This is a genomic window from Rhodococcus sp. NPDC056743, from assembly GCF_042790355.1.
Taxonomy (GTDB): Bacteria; Actinomycetota; Actinomycetes; order Mycobacteriales; family Mycobacteriaceae; genus Rhodococcus_F.
On the sequence record NZ_JBHTZI010000013.1, the window covers coordinates 71977 to 92730 of the forward strand.

At 62.4% G+C, this 20754-nt stretch carries 20 protein-coding genes; 11 read left to right on the top strand and 9 right to left on the bottom strand.

All coding sequences use genetic code 11. The features are described 5' to 3' along the window. Positions 1–40 precede the first annotated feature (40 nt). Genes ACFRFQ_RS27380 through ACFRFQ_RS27390 form a run of 3 tightly spaced genes read right to left on the bottom strand, consistent with a single transcriptional unit; the run spans position 41 to position 2967 of the window. Entirely contained in the window at positions 41–754 is a 714-nt protein-coding gene (locus ACFRFQ_RS27380; RefSeq protein ID WP_378664769.1) for a type 1 glutamine amidotransferase, read from the bottom strand. Beyond that, positions 747–2000: a MurT ligase domain-containing protein gene (locus ACFRFQ_RS27385; RefSeq protein ID WP_378664770.1), complete on the bottom strand. Its 1254-nt coding sequence runs from the start codon at positions 1998–2000 to the stop codon at positions 747–749. Before ACFRFQ_RS27385 ends, ACFRFQ_RS27380 begins: the two co-directional genes overlap by 8 nt. Positions 2001–2025: 25 nt before the next feature. Then, on the bottom strand, positions 2026–2967 hold the full coding sequence (locus ACFRFQ_RS27390) for an EamA family transporter (RefSeq protein ID WP_378664771.1): 942 nt from the start codon (positions 2965–2967) through the stop codon (positions 2026–2028). Positions 2968–3039: 72 nt separating this feature from the next. Between ACFRFQ_RS27390 and ACFRFQ_RS27395 the strand changes: the two genes are divergently transcribed. After that, entirely contained in the window at positions 3040–3933 is an 894-nt protein-coding gene (locus ACFRFQ_RS27395; protein WP_378664772.1) for a LysR family transcriptional regulator, read from the top strand. 72 nt (positions 3934–4005) lie between these two features. Here the strand turns inward: ACFRFQ_RS27395 and ACFRFQ_RS27400 are convergent, their stop codons facing one another. Both ACFRFQ_RS27400 and leuA read right to left on the bottom strand, forming a co-directional pair. After that, the gene (locus ACFRFQ_RS27400; protein WP_378664773.1) at positions 4006–4386 is read right to left on the bottom strand and encodes a PLDc N-terminal domain-containing protein; all 381 of its coding nucleotides are present in this window, start codon (positions 4384–4386) and stop codon (positions 4006–4008) included. A gap of 210 nt (positions 4387–4596) precedes the next feature. Beyond that, the gene (gene leuA / locus ACFRFQ_RS27405; RefSeq protein WP_378664774.1) at positions 4597–6405 is read right to left on the bottom strand and encodes a 2-isopropylmalate synthase; all 1809 of its coding nucleotides are present in this window, start codon (positions 6403–6405) and stop codon (positions 4597–4599) included. 47 nt (positions 6406–6452) lie between these two features. Between leuA and ACFRFQ_RS27410 the strand changes: the two genes are divergently transcribed. Genes ACFRFQ_RS27410 through ACFRFQ_RS27430 form a run of 5 tightly spaced genes read left to right on the top strand, consistent with a single transcriptional unit; the run spans position 6453 to position 10365 of the window. After that, on the top strand, positions 6453–6671 hold the full coding sequence (locus ACFRFQ_RS27410; RefSeq protein WP_378664775.1) for a hypothetical protein: 219 nt from the start codon (positions 6453–6455) through the stop codon (positions 6669–6671). 4 nt (positions 6672–6675) lie between these two features. After that, positions 6676–7044 carry a hypothetical protein gene (locus ACFRFQ_RS27415; protein WP_378664776.1) on the top strand — a complete coding sequence of 123 codons (369 nt, stop codon included), beginning with the start codon at positions 6676–6678 and terminating at the stop codon, positions 7042–7044. Between the two features lie 38 nt (positions 7045–7082). After that, positions 7083–8009 (top strand): hypothetical protein, encoded by a 927-nt coding sequence (locus ACFRFQ_RS27420; RefSeq protein ID WP_378664777.1) that lies wholly within the window; start codon positions 7083–7085, stop codon positions 8007–8009. A 49-nt stretch (positions 8010–8058) separates the two neighbouring features. Beyond that, complete coding sequence (locus ACFRFQ_RS27425; protein ID WP_378540517.1) at positions 8059–9324, top strand: aspartate kinase; 1266 nt, start codon at positions 8059–8061, stop codon at positions 9322–9324. 6 nt (positions 9325–9330) lie between these two features. Further along, the gene (locus ACFRFQ_RS27430; protein WP_138871541.1) at positions 9331–10365 is read left to right on the top strand and encodes an aspartate-semialdehyde dehydrogenase; all 1035 of its coding nucleotides are present in this window, start codon (positions 9331–9333) and stop codon (positions 10363–10365) included. 78 nt (positions 10366–10443) lie between these two features. Here ACFRFQ_RS27430 and ACFRFQ_RS27435 read toward each other — a convergent pair whose 3' ends face one another. Next, positions 10444–10785 carry an Imm51 family immunity protein gene (locus ACFRFQ_RS27435; protein WP_378664778.1) on the bottom strand — a complete coding sequence of 114 codons (342 nt, stop codon included), beginning with the start codon at positions 10783–10785 and terminating at the stop codon, positions 10444–10446. A gap of 43 nt (positions 10786–10828) precedes the next feature. Next, a complete protein-coding gene (locus ACFRFQ_RS27440; protein WP_378664779.1) occupies positions 10829–11491 on the bottom strand; it encodes a TetR/AcrR family transcriptional regulator in 663 nt (220 codons plus the stop codon). A gap of 155 nt (positions 11492–11646) precedes the next feature. On the opposite strand from ACFRFQ_RS27440, the gene ACFRFQ_RS27445 reads away from it, so the two are divergent. Next, complete coding sequence (locus ACFRFQ_RS27445) at positions 11647–12579, top strand: oxygenase MpaB family protein (protein WP_378664780.1); 933 nt, start codon at positions 11647–11649, stop codon at positions 12577–12579. An 89-nt stretch (positions 12580–12668) separates the two neighbouring features. Here the strand turns inward: ACFRFQ_RS27445 and ACFRFQ_RS27450 are convergent, their stop codons facing one another. After that, positions 12669–13997, bottom strand: a complete 1329-nt coding sequence (locus ACFRFQ_RS27450; protein WP_378664781.1) for a DUF222 domain-containing protein — start codon at positions 13995–13997, stop codon at positions 12669–12671. A 249-nt stretch (positions 13998–14246) separates the two neighbouring features. Between ACFRFQ_RS27450 and ACFRFQ_RS27455 the strand changes: the two genes are divergently transcribed. The 3 genes from ACFRFQ_RS27455 to ACFRFQ_RS27465 are packed head-to-tail and all read left to right on the top strand — an operon-like array spanning position 14247 to position 18146. Beyond that, positions 14247–15995, top strand: coding sequence for a multicopper oxidase family protein (locus tag ACFRFQ_RS27455; RefSeq protein WP_378664848.1), 1749 nt, complete (start codon positions 14247–14249; stop codon positions 15993–15995). Positions 15996–16033: 38 nt separating this feature from the next. Beyond that, complete coding sequence (locus tag ACFRFQ_RS27460) at positions 16034–17248, top strand: CaiB/BaiF CoA transferase family protein (protein WP_378664782.1); 1215 nt, start codon at positions 16034–16036, stop codon at positions 17246–17248. 1 nt (position 17249) lies between these two features. Further along, positions 17250–18146 (top strand): hydroxymethylglutaryl-CoA lyase, encoded by an 897-nt coding sequence (locus ACFRFQ_RS27465; RefSeq protein ID WP_378664783.1) that lies wholly within the window; start codon positions 17250–17252, stop codon positions 18144–18146. A 12-nt stretch (positions 18147–18158) separates the two neighbouring features. Here the strand turns inward: ACFRFQ_RS27465 and ACFRFQ_RS27470 are convergent, their stop codons facing one another. Beyond that, a complete protein-coding gene (locus tag ACFRFQ_RS27470; RefSeq protein WP_378664784.1) occupies positions 18159–19934 on the bottom strand; it encodes a multicopper oxidase family protein in 1776 nt (591 codons plus the stop codon). Positions 19935–20192: 258 nt separating this feature from the next. Here ACFRFQ_RS27470 and ACFRFQ_RS27475 point away from each other — a divergent pair, with 258 nt between their 5' ends. Next, a complete protein-coding gene (locus ACFRFQ_RS27475; RefSeq protein WP_378664785.1) occupies positions 20193–20744 on the top strand; it encodes a TetR/AcrR family transcriptional regulator in 552 nt (183 codons plus the stop codon). The last annotated feature ends 10 nt before the right edge of the window (positions 20745–20754 follow it).

Below are 20754 nucleotides of genomic sequence, written 5' to 3' on the forward strand. Positions count from 1 at the left end.
GTGTCGACCTTACGTTGCCAGGCGACCTGGTCTCTACCGGTCAGCGAACTGCGAGGCGTTCCTTGCGGAGCTTGTCGACCTCGGGCAGGTGCAGCGGCTCGAGTTCGGTCACACCCAGTGCCCGCATGATCAGCAGGTCTGCGAGTTCCGGGTTACGCGCCAAGGCGGGTCCGTGCATGTACGTCCCGATCACCGAACCCTGTACGGCGCCTTCGAACCCGTCGCCGACGCCGTTGCCGACGCCATGGGTGACCCGGGCGAATCCTGAGGCTGCGCTGCCCAGAGTTGTTCCGCCGCGGTGATTCTCGAACCCTGACAGGGGCGCGGTGAGTCCGTCGATCAGCGGCTTCGTGATGACTTCGCCGATCGAGCGCTTCTCTTGCGGCGAGGTGGTGACGTCGAGCATCGAGACGCCGTCGACTCTTTCGCCGCTGGACGTCTCGTACCAGTTGCCCAGAACCTGGATGGCCGCGCAGATCGCGAGGACGGGTGCGCCGCGTTCGGCTGCGCGCTGCAAGCCGGGATATTTCGCGAGATGTCGGGTCGCGAGGCGCTGCGCGGAATCCTCCGCACCGCCAAGGGTGTAGACGTCGAGTGAATCCGGCACCGGGTCGTTGAGCGTGATGTCGACGATCTCGGCGTCGTAGCCGCGCATACGAAGACGCTGGCGCAGGATCAGGGCGTTACCACCGTCGCCGTAGGTTCCCATGACGTCGGGGAGAACAAGGCCGATGCGCACTGTCGAATCAGACATCGCGGGTCTCCTTGGCGATTGCGGTGTTCAGATCGCGAAATGCCGTGTAGTTGGCAAGAACTTCGACGCGACCGGGCGGGCAGGAAGCAATGGCACGCAAGGGATCCGGCTCCAAGGTGTGATCGACGCCGGCGTAGGTGAGACGCACGGCGAGGTCGGTTCCCCGCTCACCGGCAGCGACTACTTTGACGCCTTCGAAGTGCTCGAACTTCACGTCCCACAGCCAGGAGAGATCCTCGCCGTCGGGAACCTGCCCGTTCACGGCAATGACCAGGCCGTCGACGGACGGATCGATCATCGACAGAGCTTCCTGCCAGCCGGCAGGATTCTTCGCGAGAAGCATGTGGACGGAGTGCGAGCCTACCTGGACGGTGCTGTATCGCCCGGCAACTTCCTGGACCGTCGACGCGGCGGCAACCGCGCCGACCGGATCTGCGCCCAGAGCAACTGCAGCAGCGACGGCCTGAGCTGCGTTGCCGCGGTTGGCTTTTCCGGGAAGCGTCAACGTCATCGGTATCTTCAGGCCGTCAGGGCCGTAAAGATTGTCGTCGTCGAGCCACCAGGACGGCTCGGGCCGCGCGAAGTCCGAACCGGTACTGCGCCAGTGCTTTCCCTCCCAGACGATGGGTTCGCCGGTACGTGGGCAGCTGACGGAATCGCTCGCCCACCCGCCGCCGGCGGCAACCCACACGACGTTGGGGGCGTCGTAGGCCACGGAGGTGACCAGTACGTCGTCGCAGTTGGCGACGATGACCGCATTCGGGTGGGCGTTGACGCAGGCCCGCAGTTTGCGTTCGATCATGTTGATCTCGCCGACCCGGTCGAGTTGATCGCGGCTCAGATTCAGGAGCACGATCACTTCCGGGTTCACGGCGTCGGCCACGTGGGGAACGTGAAGTTCGTCGACTTCGAGAGCCGCGACCGGCGCATTCATCCGGTTTGCCAGTGCCGCGACGATTCCGGCGTCCATGTTGGCGCCGTCGGCTTGCGTTGCCACGTCACCGAGCGTCGCGAGCGCCGCAGCCGTCATGCGCGTTGTTGTCGACTTGCCGTTGGTGCCGGTGACAACAACGGTCCGCTTTCCGCGTCCGAGTTGGGTCATCAGCGTCGGGTCGATCTTCAGGGCGATGAGCCCACCGATCATGGAGCCCTTGCCGCGGCCGGCTTTTTGCGATGCCCAGGAGGCCGTGGCGGCAGCGCGCAGGGCGAGCTTTCCGCGTGTCGTGATCGATAGTCCAGTTCCCACGGCCCGAGTTTGGCACAGCGCGCGGTCAGACTTCGAGTCGTGCAGGCGCTTGCCACGCCGGTGTGTTCGACGGAACAGCAGCCTTGGGGGCGCGTCGTATCTGGGCGGCACTAGCCCCGACGATCACGATGACGGCTCCCACCAGTGACAACGCGGTGGGATTCTCGTGCAGGAACAGCCAGGATGCGCCGATTCCCACCACCGGGACGAGCAGGGAGAGCGGTGCAACAGTGCCCGCGGGATAGCGTCCCATCAGGATGGTCCAGATCCCCGACCCGGCGATGGTGCCGATCAACACGATGTACGCGAGTCCGATCAGCGCCGGCCACCCGTCGGCGCTGAACGAGCTTCCGAGGGCATTCCAGCCCGCACTCGGACCTTCGACGACGGCGGACAGGGCAAGCATCGGCAGTGGGGGAATGACGCACATCCACAACATCAGGCGCATCGGATTTGGCTTGCCGACGGTACCGGCCGCAGCAAGGCGGCTGCCGAGGTTGCCACAAGCCCAGGACAGACCGGCCAATAGCGTCAGGATCACCGGTAGCAAGGCGGCCTGATGCGAGCGGTCCCAGCCGATCAGGGCCATACCTGCCACGGCAACGCCGATGCCGGACACCTGCCACACGCTGAGCTTCTCGCGGAGCAGGAATGCGCCCAGCAGAACAGTGAAGGGAGCTGAGGACTGCAGGACCAACGATGCGAGACCGGTTGGCATGCCGGTGTGCATTGCCCAGTACAGGAACACGAATTGACCGAAGCCGAAACCGAAGCCGTAGAGCAACAGCCATCGCGTCGGAACCTGAGGACGCGGCACGAAGATCACCACGGGAATCGCGATCAGCAGAAAGCGCAGCGCGGCGAAGAAGTAGGGCGGGAAGTGGTCGAGTCCGACCCGGATCGCCAGGAAGTTCAATCCCCACATGATCGCGACGGTCAATCCGAGTAGGCGGTCGCGAGGAGTCATGCTGTCAATCGTGAGCTGTGCAAAGCATCAGGACAAGCGAATAAAGATGGACTATTAATGTAGTTTTTCTACATGGATGCAACCCGGTTGCGAGTGCTGCGCGAACTGGCGGACCGAGGAACAGTGGGCGGGACCGCCGCGGCGCTGTCCATGACGCCGTCTGCGGTTTCCCAGCAGCTCAAGATCCTGGCCCGGGAGGCAGGCGTGCCGCTCCTGGAACCGGACGGCCGCAAGCTCAGGCTCACCGACGCCGGCCGGGCTTTGGTTCTGCGCGCCGACGACGTGGTGGCCGCCCTCGAACGCGCGGACGCGGAGATGGCGTCGTACCGAGGTTCGCCGCGCGGCAAGGTGCGGGTGGCGTTCTTCCCGTCCGGGGCGGCGCTGCTGCTGCCCCGGGTGTTGACGGCACTCGAGGGGTCTGGTGTCGACATCGATGCGTGCGACGTGGATCAGCCGGCGTCCGCGGTGCCGCGACTACTGGCCGACCATGACGTGATCCTCACCCACCGCGACGAACGTGCTGCGGAGACGTCGTTTCCGCGAGTCAGTGTGCAGTCTTTGATGCGCGAACCTATCGACCTGGTTCTGCGGCCGGATCATCCTCTGGCAAAGCAGGATTCGGTTCGATTGGATCAGTTGGTGGACGAGAACTGGATCAGCGTGCGCGGCGGATTTCCCGTCGACGACGTCCTGATGTCGGTTGCAGCCGTTACCGGCGTGCAACCGCGCGTCGCGCATCGGATAAACGATTTCCGGGTAATCGAGGAGCTGGTGGCCGCCGGACATGGAGTGGCGCTGATGCCGCGGCATGCAATCACACACCCGGCGGTATCGAGGAAACCCATAGCGGGTGTGCGTGCTGCCCGGGTCTATGAATTGGCAACGCGATTGCACGGCGATCGAAGTCCGGCGATCTCGGTGGTACTTGCGGCGTTCCGAGACGCCCAGCGGGCCGTCGGAGAATAAACAAAGCGGGAGCGACACGATTAGTGTCGCTCCCGCTTCGGTGGTGCAACCTGCAATTGAACCGAAGATGAATCAGGCTGCCAGAGCCTTGGCCTTCAGGGAGGCGAATTCTTCTTCGTTGATCGTGCCGGCGTCGAGAAGTGCCTTCGCGTCTGCGATTGCCTCGGCGGGAGACTTACCCGCAACCTCGCGAATGTAGCTGTCCTGTGCCTGCTTGACCTGCTGCGCTGCTTCCAGCGAGCGCTGAGCCATACCGTCGCTCTTCACGATCAGGTAGATGAGCGCGGTGAGCCACGGAATGACGAAGAGGAAGAATACCCAGATGGCCTTCTTCCAACCTGAAGTCTTGTGGTCACGGAAGAGGTCCGTAATGATCGAGAACAGCAGGATCAGGTATGCGATGAACGCAAAACTGACGATTATCACCCAGAGGAAATCCCAGAAGGAATCCATTGTCGAGCCCCATTTCACAGGTCGGATTTGTCTGAGATGAACTATCTCATGCGATGACCTCTTCCGCATCATCCCCAACGGATGAAAAGAACTGTAATGAATTCTTTAATATCCGGTTCAGGACGTTCGTCGTTCACGCGAATTCGATAGGCAGTTCAGACGAGTGTGGCTCCTATCCGAATCGGATAGGAGCCACACTCGACAGGTGTCCTAGCTAGCGCGGTTAACTGCCGAAACCACGGCACGCAGCGACGCCGTCGTAATCGAGGTGGCGATACCGACACCCCAGACGACGGTGCTCTGACCGTCGGGGCCAGTCACGGCGCACTCGACGTAGGCGGCAGCCTGAGCGTCGTCACCAGCGGACATGGCGTGCTCGGAGTAGTCGAGAACCCGAACGTCGAAGTTAATGCTTCCCAGTGCGTCGACAAAGGCAGCGAGCGGACCGTTGCCGGTACCGGAGATCTCCTGCTCCTTGCCGTTCACCTTGACGATCGCGGTGATCGCATCGGTGCCGCCGTCTTCCTCGGAAGCGGTGACCTTCTGCTTCATGCGCTCGAGCGGGGTGATCGGAGCCAGGTACTCCTCGTGGAAGACGTCCCACATTTCCTTCGGCGACACCTCGCCGCCTTCACCGTCCGTGATCTTCTGGACCGACTGCGAGAACTCGACCTGCAGTCGACGCGGCAGCACCAGACCGTGATCGGCCTTCATGATGTACGCGACGCCGCCCTTGCCGGACTGCGAGTTCACGCGGATGACGGCCTCGTAGCTGCGGCCGACGTCCTTGGGGTCGATGGGCAGGTACGGAACCTGCCACAGGATGTCGTCGACGTCGGAGTTCTGCCCGTCGGCGTCGACCTTCATGGCGTCGAGGCCCTTGTTGATGGCGTCCTGGTGGCTGCCCGAGAATGCGGTGTAGACCAGATCGCCGCCGTACGGGTGACGCTCGTGGACGGGCAGCTGGTTGCAGTACTCGACCGTGCGACGGATCTCGTCGATGTTCGAGAAGTCGATCTGCGGGTCGACGCCACGCGTGAACATATTCAGGGCGAGAGTGACCAGGCAGACGTTGCCGGTGCGCTCGCCGTTGCCGAACAGGCAGCCTTCGATGCGGTCGGCGCCGGCCTGGTAGCCCAGCTCGGCTGCAGCGACGCCGGTTCCGCGGTCGTTGTGGGGGTGCAGCGACAGGATGACGGAGTCGCGGCGAGCCAAGTTGCGGTGCATCCACTCGATGGAGTCGGCGTACACGTTGGGCGTGGCCATCTCGACCGTCGCGGGCAGGTTCAGGATCACCGGGTTTGCCGGCGTTGCGCCCAAGGTCTCGGTGACGGCGTCACATACTTCCTTGGCGTACTCCAGCTCGGTGCCTGTGTAGGACTCGGGGGAGTACTCCCAGCGCCAGTTGGTGTCCGGGTACTTCTTCGACTCGGCGAGCACCAGCTCGGCGGCGTCGGTGGCGATCTTCTTGATCGTCTCCTTGTCAGCGCGGAAGACGACACGACGCTGCAGGATCGAGGTGGAGTTGTAGAAGTGCACGATCGCGTTCTCGGCACCTTCACACGCCTCGAACGTGCGCTTGATCAGCTCGGGACGCGACTGCGTCAGCACCTGGATGGTGACATCGGACGGGATTGCCCCGTCTTCGATGATTTCGCGGACGAAGTCGAAGTCCGTCTGGCTTGCCGACGGGAAGCCGACCTCGATCTCCTTGTAGCCCATCCGGACCAGCAGATCGAACATACGACGCTTACGTGCCGGGCTCATCGGGTCGATCAGGGCCTGGTTGCCGTCACGCAGATCCACCGCGCACCACTGGGGGGCGCGGTCGATGACCTTGTCCGGCCAGGTGCGGTCCGGCAGCGTGACCGTTTCGACTTCTTCGGCGAAGGGACGGTAACGGAACGTCGGCATCGACGAGTTCTTCTGCGTGTTCCACGCAGGCTGGTCGGCAGGTGCCGGCTTGGTGGGAGGGGTGATGATGCGAGTGCCGGTGGTGAATGCGTCAGCGGGGGACATGGGGTGATCTCCAACGATTGTGGACCCGGCCTGATGACCTGTTGGTCATGACCGAAAATCCGGAAGGCTTGGTCGACCGGCGCACACAAAACCCCGCGACGGGAGGCCAGTCTGGATCAGACCCCGTCGCGGCAACCAAGAAGGAGTGCGCGCTGCATGCACTGCACTCTACTCCTGGAACGGCGGCGATCGAGGTGGGGTTCGGCGACATTCCGAAATTGTCGTTGATCGGTGCTGTTGTTTCGCGCTCCGAAATGATCGACTGATCGCATGGATGATCCTCGAATAGCTGTGGCGCGCGCGTACCTCGACGCTCTTCTCAGTCATGACGGCAGTTCCGTTCCGCTGGCTCCGGATGCAGTGCGGCACGAAGCGGGGATCAAAACCGGATTCTCGGGAAATCACTTGCGGCGCAGCCTGTCCGGTGGTCCGCAGTTCCGTTTGGTGCGCGCGATTCGAGATGTGGAGTGGGCAGTCGACGGCGAGAATGTCGTAGCTGAGTACCTCCTCGATGCGGGCCTGTTCGGCAAGAATCTGATGACGGTGCACGTGCACGAGACGTTTCGGATACCTACCGACGACCTCCGTATCCATCGCATCACCGCGAAGATCCGGCCCACCCGCGGCAAGCGCTCGTGACACGAGTGTTGCGCTGGATACTCTGCTGTGCCCTGATCGTGACCGGAGCGTTGAGCACCGCGGCTTCGGTAGTGGCGCTGTTCGTCCACACTCAGGTGAATGACACCGACAGTTATGTCGACACGGTCGCGCCGTTGGCGTCAGACCCCGCGGTGCAGGCTGCGGTGGCCGATCGGCTGACGGAGGAGCTGACTCGGCGGCTGGACGGATTGCCGCAGATGCTGACCGGCCCGACCGAAAGTGTCGTTCGACAGGCGGCGCTCTCACTGGTTTCGAGTGATCAGTTCGCGACACTGTGGGCCGAAGCCAACCGTGGGGCGCACGCACAGCTTGCCGCGGCGGTCACCGGCCAGGCAACGGACGGCATCGTGCGAGCTGACGAAAACGGAACGGTCACGCTGTCTCTCGAACCGATCATGACGGAACTGCGGACACGTGTGTACGAGCGTGGATTCACCCTCGTCGACCGCCTCCCGGCCTTTGATCCGCAGTTCGAGATCCTGCAATCCGACGAACTGGTGGCGGCGCAGCGTTACTCGAACGCCCTCGATCGAGCTGCTTTGTGGTTGCCGTGGGTGGCCGCGCTCTGCGCCGTGTTTGCCGTCGCTGTTGCGCCGAAACGAATGCGCGCACTCTCGCTGGTCGGGCTCGCGACGGTAGTCGCCATGATTGTCCTGCTCGTGGCGCTGACCGTCGTGCGTCGGGATTATTTACACGATCAAGACATCGTGTCTCCGGATGCGGCAGTAGCGGTGTTCGACACTGTCGCAACTTCACTGGTTAGCAGTATCCGCGTCCTCCTCGCCTGCGGAGTTGCCGTCGCAGTGGCGGGTTACGTTGCCGGTGGTTCACGTTCCGCGACATCAATGCGAAACGCGATCTCGCGACTGATCAGGCGCGAATCCGAGCCCGAGGTCAGGGCCGAGGTCAGTACACGTCGGGAAGTCCCAGGACCACGTCGGTAAGCTCGACCTCTGGTATCTGTAAACAATTTCGACCTGGAGGTAGAAACGCGTGGCTCTCGTCGTCCAGAAGTACGGCGGATCCTCGGTGGCAACCGCCGAGCGCATCCGACGAGTCGCTGAACGGATCGTCGAGACCAAGAAGGCCGGCAATGATGTCGTCGTCGTGGTGTCAGCGATGGGCGATACCACCGATGAGCTGCTCGACCTGGCTCAGCAGGTGTGCCCTTCCCCGCCGGCCCGTGAAATGGACATGCTGCTGACCTCGGGTGAGCGCATCTCCAACTCCTTGGTTGCGATGGCAATTCATTCACTCGGTGCCGAGGCTCGCTCGTTCACGGGCTCACAGGCCGGAGTCATCACTACCGGCAGCCACGGCAACGCCAAGATCATCGACGTCACCCCGGGCCGTGTTCGCACCGCGCTCGACGAGGGCTCGATCGTTCTGGTCGCCGGATTCCAAGGCGTCAGCCAGGACAGCAAGGACATCACGACGCTCGGACGCGGTGGCTCGGACACCACTGCCGTGGCGTTGGCAGCTGCTCTCGACGCCGACGTCTGCGAGATATACACCGACGTCGACGGCGTTTACTCCGCCGATCCGCGCATCGTCCCCGACGCTCACCGTCTCGAGACGGTTTCCTTCGAGGAAATGCTCGAACTCGCAGCGTGTGGTGCCAAGGTGCTCATGCTCCGCTGCGTCGAGTACGCCCGTCGCTACAACGTGCCAGTGCACGTCCGTTCGTCATACACCACCAAGCCCGGAACAATTGTGTCCGGATCGATGGAGGACATTCCTGTGGAAGAGGCCCTGATCACCGGAGTCGCGCACGATCGCGGCGAAGCCAAGATCACCGTTGTCGGATTGCCGGACACACCGGGACACGCTGCCAAGGTGTTCCGCGCTGTCTCCGATGCCGAGATCAACATCGACATGGTGCTGCAGAACATCTCCAAGGTGGAGACCAACAAGACGGACATCACGTTCACACTGCCGACGGCTGACGGCCCGCGCGCGGTCGAGATCCTGACCAAGCGTCAGGACGACATCGGTTTCACGCAGATCTTGTTCGACGACCACATCGGCAAGGTCTCGCTCGTCGGCGCCGGCATGCGCAGCCATCCGGGTGTCACTGCCACGTTCTGTGAGGCACTGGCCAAGGCCGACATCAACATCGACCTCATCTCTACTTCCGAGATCCGCATCTCCGTGCTGGTCAAGGACACCGAACTCGACGACGCCGTGCGCGTCATCCACGCAGCCTTCGGACTGGGCGGCGACGAAGAAGCTGTAGTACACGCAGGAACAGGACGGTAATTTCTGATGACGACAATCGCTGTTGTCGGTGCGACCGGTCAGGTCGGCATCGTCATGCGCACTCTGCTCGAAGAACGTAACTTCCCCGCAGACAAGGTGCGGTTCTTCGCATCGGCACGCTCTGCCGGTAAGAAGCTGACGTTCCGCGGCGAAGAGATCGTTGTCGAGGATGCCGCAGCAACGTCAGACGAGGATCTCAAGGGCATCGATATCGCCCTCTTCTCCGCCGGTGCGACGCTGTCCCGTGCACAGGCTCCGCGGTTCGCCGCTGCCGGTGCGACCGTTGTCGACAACTCTTCCGCGTGGCGCAAGGATCCCGAGGTTCCCCTCGTGGTCAGTGAGGTCAACCCGCAGGACGCAAAGAACCTGGCCAAGGGCATCATCGCGAACCCCAACTGCACCACCATGGCAGCGATGCCGGTGCTGAAGGTTCTGCACGACGAAGCTGGTCTGCAGCGACTGATCGTCTCCAGCTACCAGGCTGTGTCCGGCAGCGGCATCGCCGGCGTCGAGGAACTCCTCGGCCAGGTGCGCGCTGTTGTCGGTGACGCCGAGAAGCTGGTTCACGACGGCAGTGCTGTCGACTTCCCGGCCCCGAACAACTACGTCGCACCGATCGCGTTCAACGTCCTGCCTCTCGCAGGTTCGTTGGTCGACGACGGCAGCGGCGAGACCGACGAGGACCAGAAGCTCCGCAACGAGAGCCGCAAGATTCTCGGGCTTCCCGATCTGTTGGTTTCGGGCACCTGCGTGCGCGTTCCCGTCGTGACCGGTCACTCGCTCGCGATCAACGCCGAGTTCGCCAACCCCCTCTCGGTCGCTCGTGCGAAGGAAATCCTCGCCGACGCCCCCGGTGTGGAATTGGTCGACGTTCCGACGCCGCTCGCCGCTGCCGGTGGTAACGCGTCGCTGGTCGGTCGCATCCGTCAGGACGAGGGTGTCCCCGAAGGCCGCGGACTCGCGCTCTTCGTCTCGGGCGACAACCTGCGTAAGGGAGCTGCGCTCAACACGATTCAGATTGCTGAGCTGCTGGTCGGCTAGATCGTTGTTTGGTTAGATCGCTGTTCGGTACCGGCTCCGCACCTAGGTGCGGGGCCGGTGTCGTTTAGATACCGAGTTCTAGTCGAGTTCGGAGATCGCGACTAGTCCGCCGAGATAGTCGGCATCCGAATAGGCCTTGGCGAGAAGCACTCCGAGTTCACCGAGAGCTTCGTTGTCGCCGCCGTAGGCCACGAACATGCCGGCCTCGGGATCGGTGCCGAATCGGCCTTCCAGATGCGGTGCATCGCGGCCTACCACTGCGTGGGCGACCGAAGCCCAGTCGTAGCCGGAGCCTTCGAAGCCCTCTACCTGCTCGAATACCGCTGCCACCTTGCCGAAATGCTGGTCAGTGAGCATCAGTGACCAGTTGCCCGGAGACGTTTCGAAAAGCTGCAGCGGTTCAATCGATGGTGTTGTCATGCGTGTATTGAAGCAGATCCGACCGACAGGTTTCAGTCGTGTGCTAACGCCCGACCGATTGTGCGAGAGCCACGGCAAAATTGGAAAGTCGTTCTCGGGTATAGGTTTCGGGGTCGCTGACGGCCAGCCGTCCGAGCATTTCGGCAAACGACATCATGGTGTGCGCGAGGAGAACCGGATCCAGTCCTTCGAGCTTCGGTTCGAGAGCGATGCCGGTTCGCGCCAGTTCTTCGGCCCGGGCGAAGACAGCTCCGCGAGAGAGCTTCAGCAGGTCGTGATACTCACTGGGTGCGTTCTCGACAGATGTGAGAATCAGGCGCCACCGCGTCGGGTTCTCGAGTACGGCATCAACGAAGGCGCCGACGGTTCCGGCGTACGACGTCGCGGGGCCGAGTTCGCTCAGGTCTGTGGGCATGGTTGCAAGGACCTGGGCGATGGCTCGCTCGTGCTCGCGGCGCAGGAGTGCGGCGACGAGATCAGTTCTGGTGTCGAAAACTGTGTAGAGGACAGGCTTGCCGACGCCGGCTTCAGCGGCCACCGCTTCCATGCTGAGGTTGTGCAGACCCACGCGGCCGGTGATCTGGAAAGCAGCGTCGAGGAGCTGTTCGCGCCGTTGTTCGGGCGCCAGGCGGGGGGCGTACTTGCGTCGCGGAGCGCCTGTCCGTGATTCGCCTGTCTGTGCTTCGTCTGCCTGTGACCTGGTCATCGTGTGCCTCACCTCTGCTCCCACCCTAAGCTGCCAGCCAATTCGTTCTGAATAATACGCAACCGTTGTATTCGTGAGGGTTGATTGCTACGGTGGCGTTGTATTCGAATGGGTAGGCCTGAACGGTGCATACGACATGAACGGGGAACCTCACAATGTCCGACCGGAACATGGATCGACCGCGCGAGGATTACGGCTTTTTCGGCCCAGGATCACCCAGTTGGAAGATCTGGGCGGCTCCGAGCGCACTGATCGGGTTCCAGCGGTCAGTGGTACTCGAGCACTTCGACCCCTTCCTTGCCGCTGCAGTGGCTGACATGAGCGGTATCTACAGTGATCCCGCCGGTCGACTCGACCGAACGCTGGCCTACTTCCTTACCGTTGCCACCGCCGACGGGCGGACTGCGATGGCCCTGTCCGACCATCTCATGACTGTCCACGCGCAAGCGACGGGAATCGAACCGATCACCGGAACTCGTTACAGCGCAAACAATCCGGCATCACAACTATGGATCCACGTGACCGGTTGGCATTCGGTGCTCAAGTGTTACGAGATGTACGGGCCGGGTCCGCTCCCTGCTGCGGAAGAGCAGCGGTACTGGGAAGAATGTGTGATCGCCGCGCAGTTGCAGACATGCAAGGCGTCCGACGTTCCCCGTTCTCGTGATGAGGTGCGTGAATACTTCGCAGAGGTCAGGCCGAGGCTGTGTACCTCTGAGCGCGCGAACCGGGCGATGCACTATTTGCTGAGAACACCCAGGGCACAGGGGAAGGCGAAGTTCGCGACGTTCAGTCGATTGGTCGCGCCGGCAACAATCGCAACATTGCCGGGCTGGATGCGAACCATGGGTGGATTCGATCAACCGGCGTTGCTGGACAAGGCAATTGCGCCGGCTGTGCGAGCTGCCGTGCGCGTGGGTAGTTCGCCGAAGAATATGACCGCGGCACTCAAAGTCATTGCCCCGATGACCGGCAAGGTGTTGGAGCGCCATCTGCGGGACGAGCGACCCCTCGACCCGAGGGTTGTCACGCCGGCTGAGATTCGGGAACAATTCCCGCGTAACACCAGAGCTACGCAGGCAGTCTGACGGATTCGCCACGGCCTGTGGGCTCCGTGTCGGATGGTGATGTCCGGTGCGGAGCCTTGGCTGTGTTCTGTTGTGTCTGAGGTGTGTCCTCAGGTCTTGAATGTGGTGTTCGCCGGTCGCGGGTGCTGGTGTGGGTCGATCGCCGGGGGTGGGATGAACCAGGGTTTGTTGTCGGCTCCGATTCGGATTTCCCATTTGCCGACAAATCCGGTTTTGCGGTGCATGAGCCGGTGATGTGAGCGACACAGCAGGACAAGGTTGTTCATTACGGTGGGCCCGCCGTTTGCCCAGTGTTTTATGTGGTGTGCGTCGGTCCAGGCTGGTACGCAATCGCAGCCCGGGAAGGCGCAGCCTTTGTCGCGGGCGATCAGGGCGATGCGTTGTTCGGCTGTGACCAGTCGTTTTCCGGGTCTCGCATCGAGCGGTGCGCCGTGGTCGTCGAGCAGGACTGTGGAGAGGAAGCAGTCGCAGCCGAGGAGTCTGGTCTGCGAGAGGGATAGTGGTCCCATCCACGGCATGTGCCCGACGTCGAGGTCGGCAAGATCGAGATCGAGTGTGCCGTCGTCATCGCCGTCCTCATTGGGAGTAGAGGGTGCGGCGGCGTAGTTGCGGTGTTCGGCGAGGTCGCGGGCGTTGATGTGTACGTTCAGGTGTGGGCGTTGGCCGCCGTCGATACCGGTTTTTGCGTTGTCGAGGTAGCGGCGGATCAGTTCGGTGAATCCGTCGGCGGTTCGTTTGGCTGCGGATCGGGCATCGGGTGTTCCGTCGGGTGCTGGGGTGGGCATGGTCAGGTTCGAGAGGGCGGAGAGAAGCATTTCGCCGGTGACGGCGTCGAAATCGCCTCGGACGACAACCCGCCCGTTCAACGTTGTTGCGATGCGTAGTTCGTTGCGGTCGATGTCTTCGGCCGGTGGAATATTGTCGGATTCGAAGAGTCGTTCCAGTGTTGCGATCACGTAGCGGATTTTGGTGGTGGTGGCTTCGATTCCGGAGGCGGCGGCCAGTAGGAGGTCGATGCACTGGGGTAGTGCTTCTTCGGGCATTGCTTTGGGTGGTGATTCGCAGAACGACATGATCAGTGCGGCGTGGTCGAAGGAGCAGTCTCCGGCGTCGAATCGTGCCGCTACCGTGGGGAATGTCCGTAGTGCGGCGCCGAGGGCGGCGATCTTGTTTCCGGCCGGGATCTGCAGCATCGTGTGTGCCGCCAACCAGCGGCCGGTACCGCGGTAACAGAGCACCTGGTCGTCCGGGCGTAGGGAGAGTTCGTCGACGACGGCGACGCGGATCGCTTCGAGTCGCAGGATTTCGGCGCTCGCCTCGATCGCGGCGGCCCGTAGCTCGGCTACCGGCGCTTGCCACAGCCTGGAACGTAGTCCCACGGCGGAACCGGAAACCACATGTGATGTGTCGATGCTCATTGATGCCCCCCGAATGTGGATCCCCCGATCCGCATCACCTCATTGTAGTCGAACAAAAATTCGAGTCAATAGTTTTCTCGAACCCGCGATTCGAAATCTGTGTTTGGCCTCGCCGCTGCGTGTTTGACCTCATTGCCCCAGGGGTAACCCGGTCCGGATGCCGTCAGCGATAGGGGGCCTGTAGTGGATGAGCCTGTGCACAAGCCGCACAAGATCCGTCGACGCTCGGTGCTGCAAGGCTTGGGATTGATGGCAGGACTAGGAGCACTGTCGGTGGGGTCCGCTTCCGCTCGGGAATCCGCACGTACAGGTTTGCCTGATATCGATCCGCTGCGGCCGCTCCAATTGCCGTCACCACGGCTGGAACCATTTCGCGAGGCGCTGGTATTTCCGCCGACGATCGGCGGTAGCAATCTCGAGCTTCGTGCCGCGTCGTCGATGCACCGGTTCCATCCCGACCTGCCGCCGTCGCCGTCGCTGGGATACGGCGGGATGGACTACCTCGGGCCGACGATCGAGGCTCATGTCGAGCAATCGTTGACGCTGCGGTACGCCAACGACATCACCATGCATCCTCTTGCCGCTGATGTGGATTCGCGTCTGCACGGCCTCAGTGATAACGATCGGACGCGGGTTCCCACGTCGCTGCACCTGCACGGCGGCGTCACCGCGCCGCAGTACGACGGGAATCCCGAGTTGATTCAGCGGCCCGGCGAGGGGCTGGTTCACGAGTTCGGCAACGGTCCCGGCCTCGGGAATCCCAGCGGTAGTGGAAATCACTGGTACCACGACCATGCCATGGGAATGACTCGGCTGAACGTCTACGCGGGCCTGGCCGGGATGTACTTGCTTCGCGACAACGATGACACCGGGGAGGCCGGTAATCCGCTCGGCTTGCCGTCGGGTGAGTTCGAACTGCCGTTGATATTGCAGGACAAGGTCTTCACCTCCGATGGCCGGCAAAGTGTCAGGTCGACGTGGACAACGCCGCAGGGCGCCTGGGATCCCGCGACGCCCGGTGACGTGGGCGTGGTGAACGGCGTCGTGTGGCCCAGAATCGAAGTGGCGCGGGGTTTGTACCGCCTGCGTGTGCTCAATGCCGCGTCGTACTCGGTGTGGAATCTGTATTTCGGAAACCGTATGCGGTTCTGGGTGATCGGCTCGGAATCCGGATTGCTTGCGGCATCGGCGCCGACGGATCACGTGCGCTTGAGCCCGGGCGAACGGGCTGACCTCCTGGTCGACTTCGGCATGCTCGAACCCGGTACCAGTGTGGAACTGCGCAACGATGAACCGGTGCCTTTGGCTGTGGCACAACGCGGTACGCAGGTGATGCCCCTGTTTGCCAGGTTCGACGTGAGTAGCGCGAAGGGGTTCACGGGGCCGGTGCCGCAGCAACTGAGTCCCGTCGCCCCGCCGGCGGCCGTGCCCGACGTGGTCCGCAATCTCACGATCATGCAACTGTCCCGGCCCTCGAGTTATCCGACGATCACCATGTCGCTCAACAATTTGCGCTACACCGACTCGGATATCGAACTGCCGCGTCAGGGAACCGTCGAGCAGTGGAATCTGATCAACGTGACGACGGAACCGCATCCGATTCACCTGCACCTGGTGACCTTTCGGGTCTTGGGGAGGCAGAACATCAACACACCGGCATACACGGCTGCGTACCCGTTGCCGGATCTCGGGACGCGTTGGACACCGTCTGCGGATGATTTTGTGACCTCGCCCCTGCGGGCGCCTGAAGTGTGGGAGACGGGCGCCAAGGACACCGTCATCGTGGACGCCAACTCCATCACTCGCATCATCGTGCGCTTCCCGACGGCTGACGAACTGGGCTTCGATCCGGACGCGACGTTCCCGAGGGGCGCGATGGCAGATCACAGCGGGCACGGCGGCGGCGACATGGGAGACCTGCAAGGGTACGTGTGGCACTGTCACATGCTCGATCACGAAGACCACGACATGATGTTGAGGTATCGGCTGGTGACGTAACCTTTCGTAGGGAGAGACGTTCCCACGAGGAGGCTGCTGTGTCGGAAGGTGTGCCCACCGGGCCCCTGGACGGATATCGGGTAATCGAACTCGGCACGTTGATTGCCGGACCCTTCGCCGGGAAATTGCTCGGCGACATGGGGGCCGACGTGATCAAGATCGAGTCGCCGGATCGTCCAGACCCGCTTCGTACCTGGGGGCAAGCAGAACAGGACGGTCACCGATTCTTCTGGACGGTCCACGCCCGCAACAAGCGGTGCGTCACGCTGGATCTGCGGGTCGACAAGGGCCGCGAACTGTTTCTGGATCTGGTCGAGCACGCGGATGTCGTCGTCGAGAACTTTCGGCCGGGCACCCTCGAAAAATGGGGCCTGGGGTTTGCCGTGCTCAGCGAACGCAATCCGAAACTGGTGCTGGCCAGGGTATCCGGCTACGGGCAGACCGGTCCGAAGGCCAAGAGCGCCGGCTATGCCTCGGTGGCCGAAGCTGTCAGCGGTTTCCGGCACCTGAACGGCTATCCCGGCCAGGCGCCGCCGCGTATCGCACTCTCGCTCGGAGATTCGCTCGGCGGGATGTTCGCCGTGCAAGGTGTACTCGCGGCGCTGCTTTCCCGTGAGCGAACCGGTCGCGGTCAGGTTGTCGACGTTGCGCTCACGGAATCGTGTCTGGCAGTGCAGGAATCGACGATTCCGGACTACGATCGCGGCGGCATCATCCGCCAACCCTCGGGCACCAGGCTCGAGGGCATCGCGCCCTCCAATATCTATCAGACCTCCGAGGGGAACTGGGTGGTCATCGCGGCCAATCAGGACACGCTCTTCGTCCGGCTGTGCACCATCATGGGGCGACCGGAACTGGCGCAGGACGATCGATTCTCCAATCATGTTGCGCGCGGCAAACATCAGGACGAGCTCGACGAGTTGATCGGTGCGTGGGTCGCGCTCCAAGATCCCGGCAGTCTGGTGGAGCGCCTCACGGAGGTGGGAGTTGTTGCCGGACCGATCAATACCGTCGAAGACGTGGTCAAGGATCCGCAGTTGATCGAGCGCGGAATGCTGGTCGGACACTACGATGACCGGATCGGAGAGGACGTCCTGGGCTTGGGGGTTGTTCCTACCTTCAGCGAGACACCCGGCACCGTGCGCAACGCGGGAGCGTCGACGCCGGGTCAGGACAACGCGTCCGTCTGGGGTGGACTCCTCGGACTCTCGGACGACGAGCAGGCAACGTTGCTCGAGAAGGGAGTGATCTGACATGACGGTGACGGAAGTCAGCATTCGTGAGGTGGGTCCACGCGACGGTCTCCAGATCGAGGCACCGGTGCCGTTGTCGGAGAAGCTTCGACTTGTCGAAGCTCTTGTTGCAACCGGTGTTCCGCGCATCGAGGCCACGTCCTTCGTGTCACCGCGTGCTGTTCCGGCGCTAGCCGACGCAGAAGCGCTGGCAGCAGAACTGCACCGGTGGCCAGGTGTCGAGTTTTCTGCACTGGTAGCCGGAATCGGCGGAGCCAAACGGGCAGTAGCGGCGGGAATGGGAACCGTCGAATATGTCGTCTCGGCTTCGAATGGTCACAGTGAAGCCAATACTCGATCCACTACCGAGCAGGCCACCGAGCGAATCGGGGAAGTGGTCAAGATTGTTCACGACGCCGGTGGCCGGGTCGAGGTCATCGTCGCAACGGCGTGGGACTGCCCGTTCGACGGGCCTACCGATCCTGATCGCGTGTTGCGGATTGCGGAGCAGGCCAGGGAATTCGGTGCCGATCAGTTCTCGATCGCGGATACCATCGGCACTGCGACTCCGGGGCGCGTCGGACGGCTGATCGATGCGGTTGACGCCCGGGTCGGCGACTTCAACCTAGGCGTCCATTTCCACAACACGCGAGGCAGTGGTCTTGCCTGCGCACTGACGGCCGTCCAGCACGGAGTGCGGAACCTCGACGCGTCCACCGGTGGGCTGGGCGGATGCCCGTTTGCCCCCGGCGCGAGTGGAAACATCGCCACCGAAGAACTGGTTTACATGCTGGGGGACATGGGAATCACGACGGGCATCGATCTGGACGCGTCCATCCGCGCGGCGGCCGTCGCGGAGGAGATTGTGGGTCATGCAGTTCCGAGCAACCTCCTTCGAGCGGGTGACCGCATCAGGTAGCGGGGGTCGAGGTCATCGGACCGTACGATATTTCAGCATCATGTCGTGGTCCTCGTGGTCGAGAATGTGGCAATGCCACACGTAACCCTGGATCTGTTGTGCCGCAGGGTGATGGTCGGCATGGGTCATGGTGGGTAGATAGTCATCCGGGCTGAACAATGCATCCGGATCGAATCCGAGTTCCTCGGCGGTGGGAAATCGGACGATGATTCGGGTGACTGTGCCGCCGTCGACCCGCACGGTGTCCTTCCAGCCGGACTCCCAGGGCGCCGGCGCGATCAGGGGGCCCCCGAGAAACCCGTCGACAGCAGGCGTCCACTTGGAACCGATCGGCGGTTGAGGATGTGCCGCTTGATATTCGAGGGTCTTCAGAGGGGCTCGTCCGAGAATGCGGAACATCACGAGGTGCAGATGAATGGGATGTGGATCCGGCGTGATGTTGACGATGTCCCATTGTTCTACGGTGCCCTGGCGGGGCAGTTCGATGTCGGTACTGTCGAAGCGCAGATTGTTGAGAGACATGATTGCGGGTGGTACGCGGACTGCGTACGGCTGAGAGACGGTCACGGTTCGGACCACAGTGGGAACCTCGAGCGGCGGAAGCGCCGACAGTTGCCGTGCGCCGCCGCGAAGTGAGTTCGGCACACTGCCGGTGAACCCGCGACGGGAATCGGCGACGAAACGGCAGAAGACCAGCATGGCCACCTCGCCGAGCATCGCAGCTTGAAAGGGCGGTTGTTCGTCGTTGATCAATTCGACGGCATCACCTTCGCCGAATCCGGAGAAGTCCACGAGCAGGTCGATGCGTTCGCCGGGCGAGAGCCGAAAGCTCGTTGTGCGTACCGGAGCGTCGAGCAGGCCATGTTCGTTGCCGATAACCGCGAAGCGCATTCCGTTGCTGAAGTGGAGGTTCCACACACTGTACGACCCGGCGTTGATGATGCGGAAGCGGTACAGTCCCCGCGCGACATTCATTCGCGGCCAGACCTTGCCGTTGACCACACCGACGTCTCCGACGGCGCCGCCCTCCCAGGAACCTTGCGGGACGATCGGAGTCGAACGGATGGATTGATACCCGTCGGCCGTGAAGATCTTCTCCTGGAGAATCAGGGGCATCTCGTACTCTTCGGCCGGCAGTCCCAGCGGGTTGCCGCGCCGGCCGGTGTCGAATTGGTCGCGCAGGAAATACTGACCGGCCAACCCGGCGTAGACATTCAATCGAGTGATGCCCATGGCGTGGTCGTGATACCACAGATGGCCCGCGTGCTGTTCGTTCGGAAAATGGTGTGTGATGCTGCGTCCGGGAGCAATGGCTCGTAATGGATGCCCGTCGCTGCCGGGTGGTGTGACGCCGCCGTGTAGGTGCAGCGACGACGGCGGCGCACGTCGGTGATCTTCGGTGACTCCGTGGATGCTGGTGTCCATGTCGAGCGCCAGTGGATGGCTTTCGAGTCGGTTGGTGAAGTTCAGCGTGAGTGCTTCTCCGACATGGCATTCGATGGTGGGGCCCAGGTAGTTGTCACCGCCGTAGCCCAGCGACGGTACGGCGTCGAAATCTCTGTGGAATTGGTGGCGGTGTACCGCGGCGTCGAGCGAGAGTGTGGTTCCGGAAATAACACGCGGCCGCGGGAGTTCGTCGACGAAGGGCGTCATGGGTGGCGAGTGAAAGATCAGTGGACTGGGTAGTTCGCTGCGGGTTGGCGTACGCGTGGCCGACACCAAAGCTGCACTGGTTCCAGCAAGGCCGATTGCACGGAACACTGCACGCCGCGTGAACTGTCGACTCACAGATCGTGCCTCCTTCCAGAATTACAACATTCCATACCGCACCGTATGGTATGGAATGCGATATTGTCCATGGCTTGGTGAAATGCATTTCGACGCAGCAGAATTCGAAACAGTCGTGACTCTGGGGCGGTGGACGTGGTAACCCTTGGAGAAGGTTTATTGTCGAACGATCCGGTGATGCGATCGAACAACGGTGGGCATCTATGATCGACGTGTGAGAGTGAGAACTGAACGCGCCCGCGAGAACGAGCTGCTCTGATGGCGCGGGCCAACCGCCTGAGTGTCGAGAGTTGGCTCGACGCGGCCTTTGATCTCCTCGTACGAGAGGGGGTTTCCGGGGTCAAGATCTCCACGCTGTGTGACGAACTCGGAGTCACGAAAGGTAGCTTCTATTGGCATTTCGACGATATCGGCGCACTGATGGAAGCGATGGCCGACTATTGGTGCGGCACCCAGAACGACGCCGTACGAGGGCTCGCGGCAATCGAATCCATTCCTGTGGAGCAGCGATTCGAGATGATGGCCCAACTACTGATCGACGAGCGCAATTGGTCGGTCGAGATCGCGGTACGCGAATGGGCGCGAAGCGACGAGAAAGTGGCAGAGGCTGTACGTCAGCTCGATCAACGGATCTTCGACATCATCCAGGAAGCCTTGTTGGAGTTGAATTTCGACGCTGAAGGTGCGCGCCTGCGGGCGGGTGCTCTGGTGTATGCCGGAATCGGGTTTGTGCACGGCCGCGGCAGTCTCCCGACGCCCACCAGCGCCGAGCTTCGAAAGATCTTCACACTGTTGACGCAGAAAAGCTGACTATATTGCC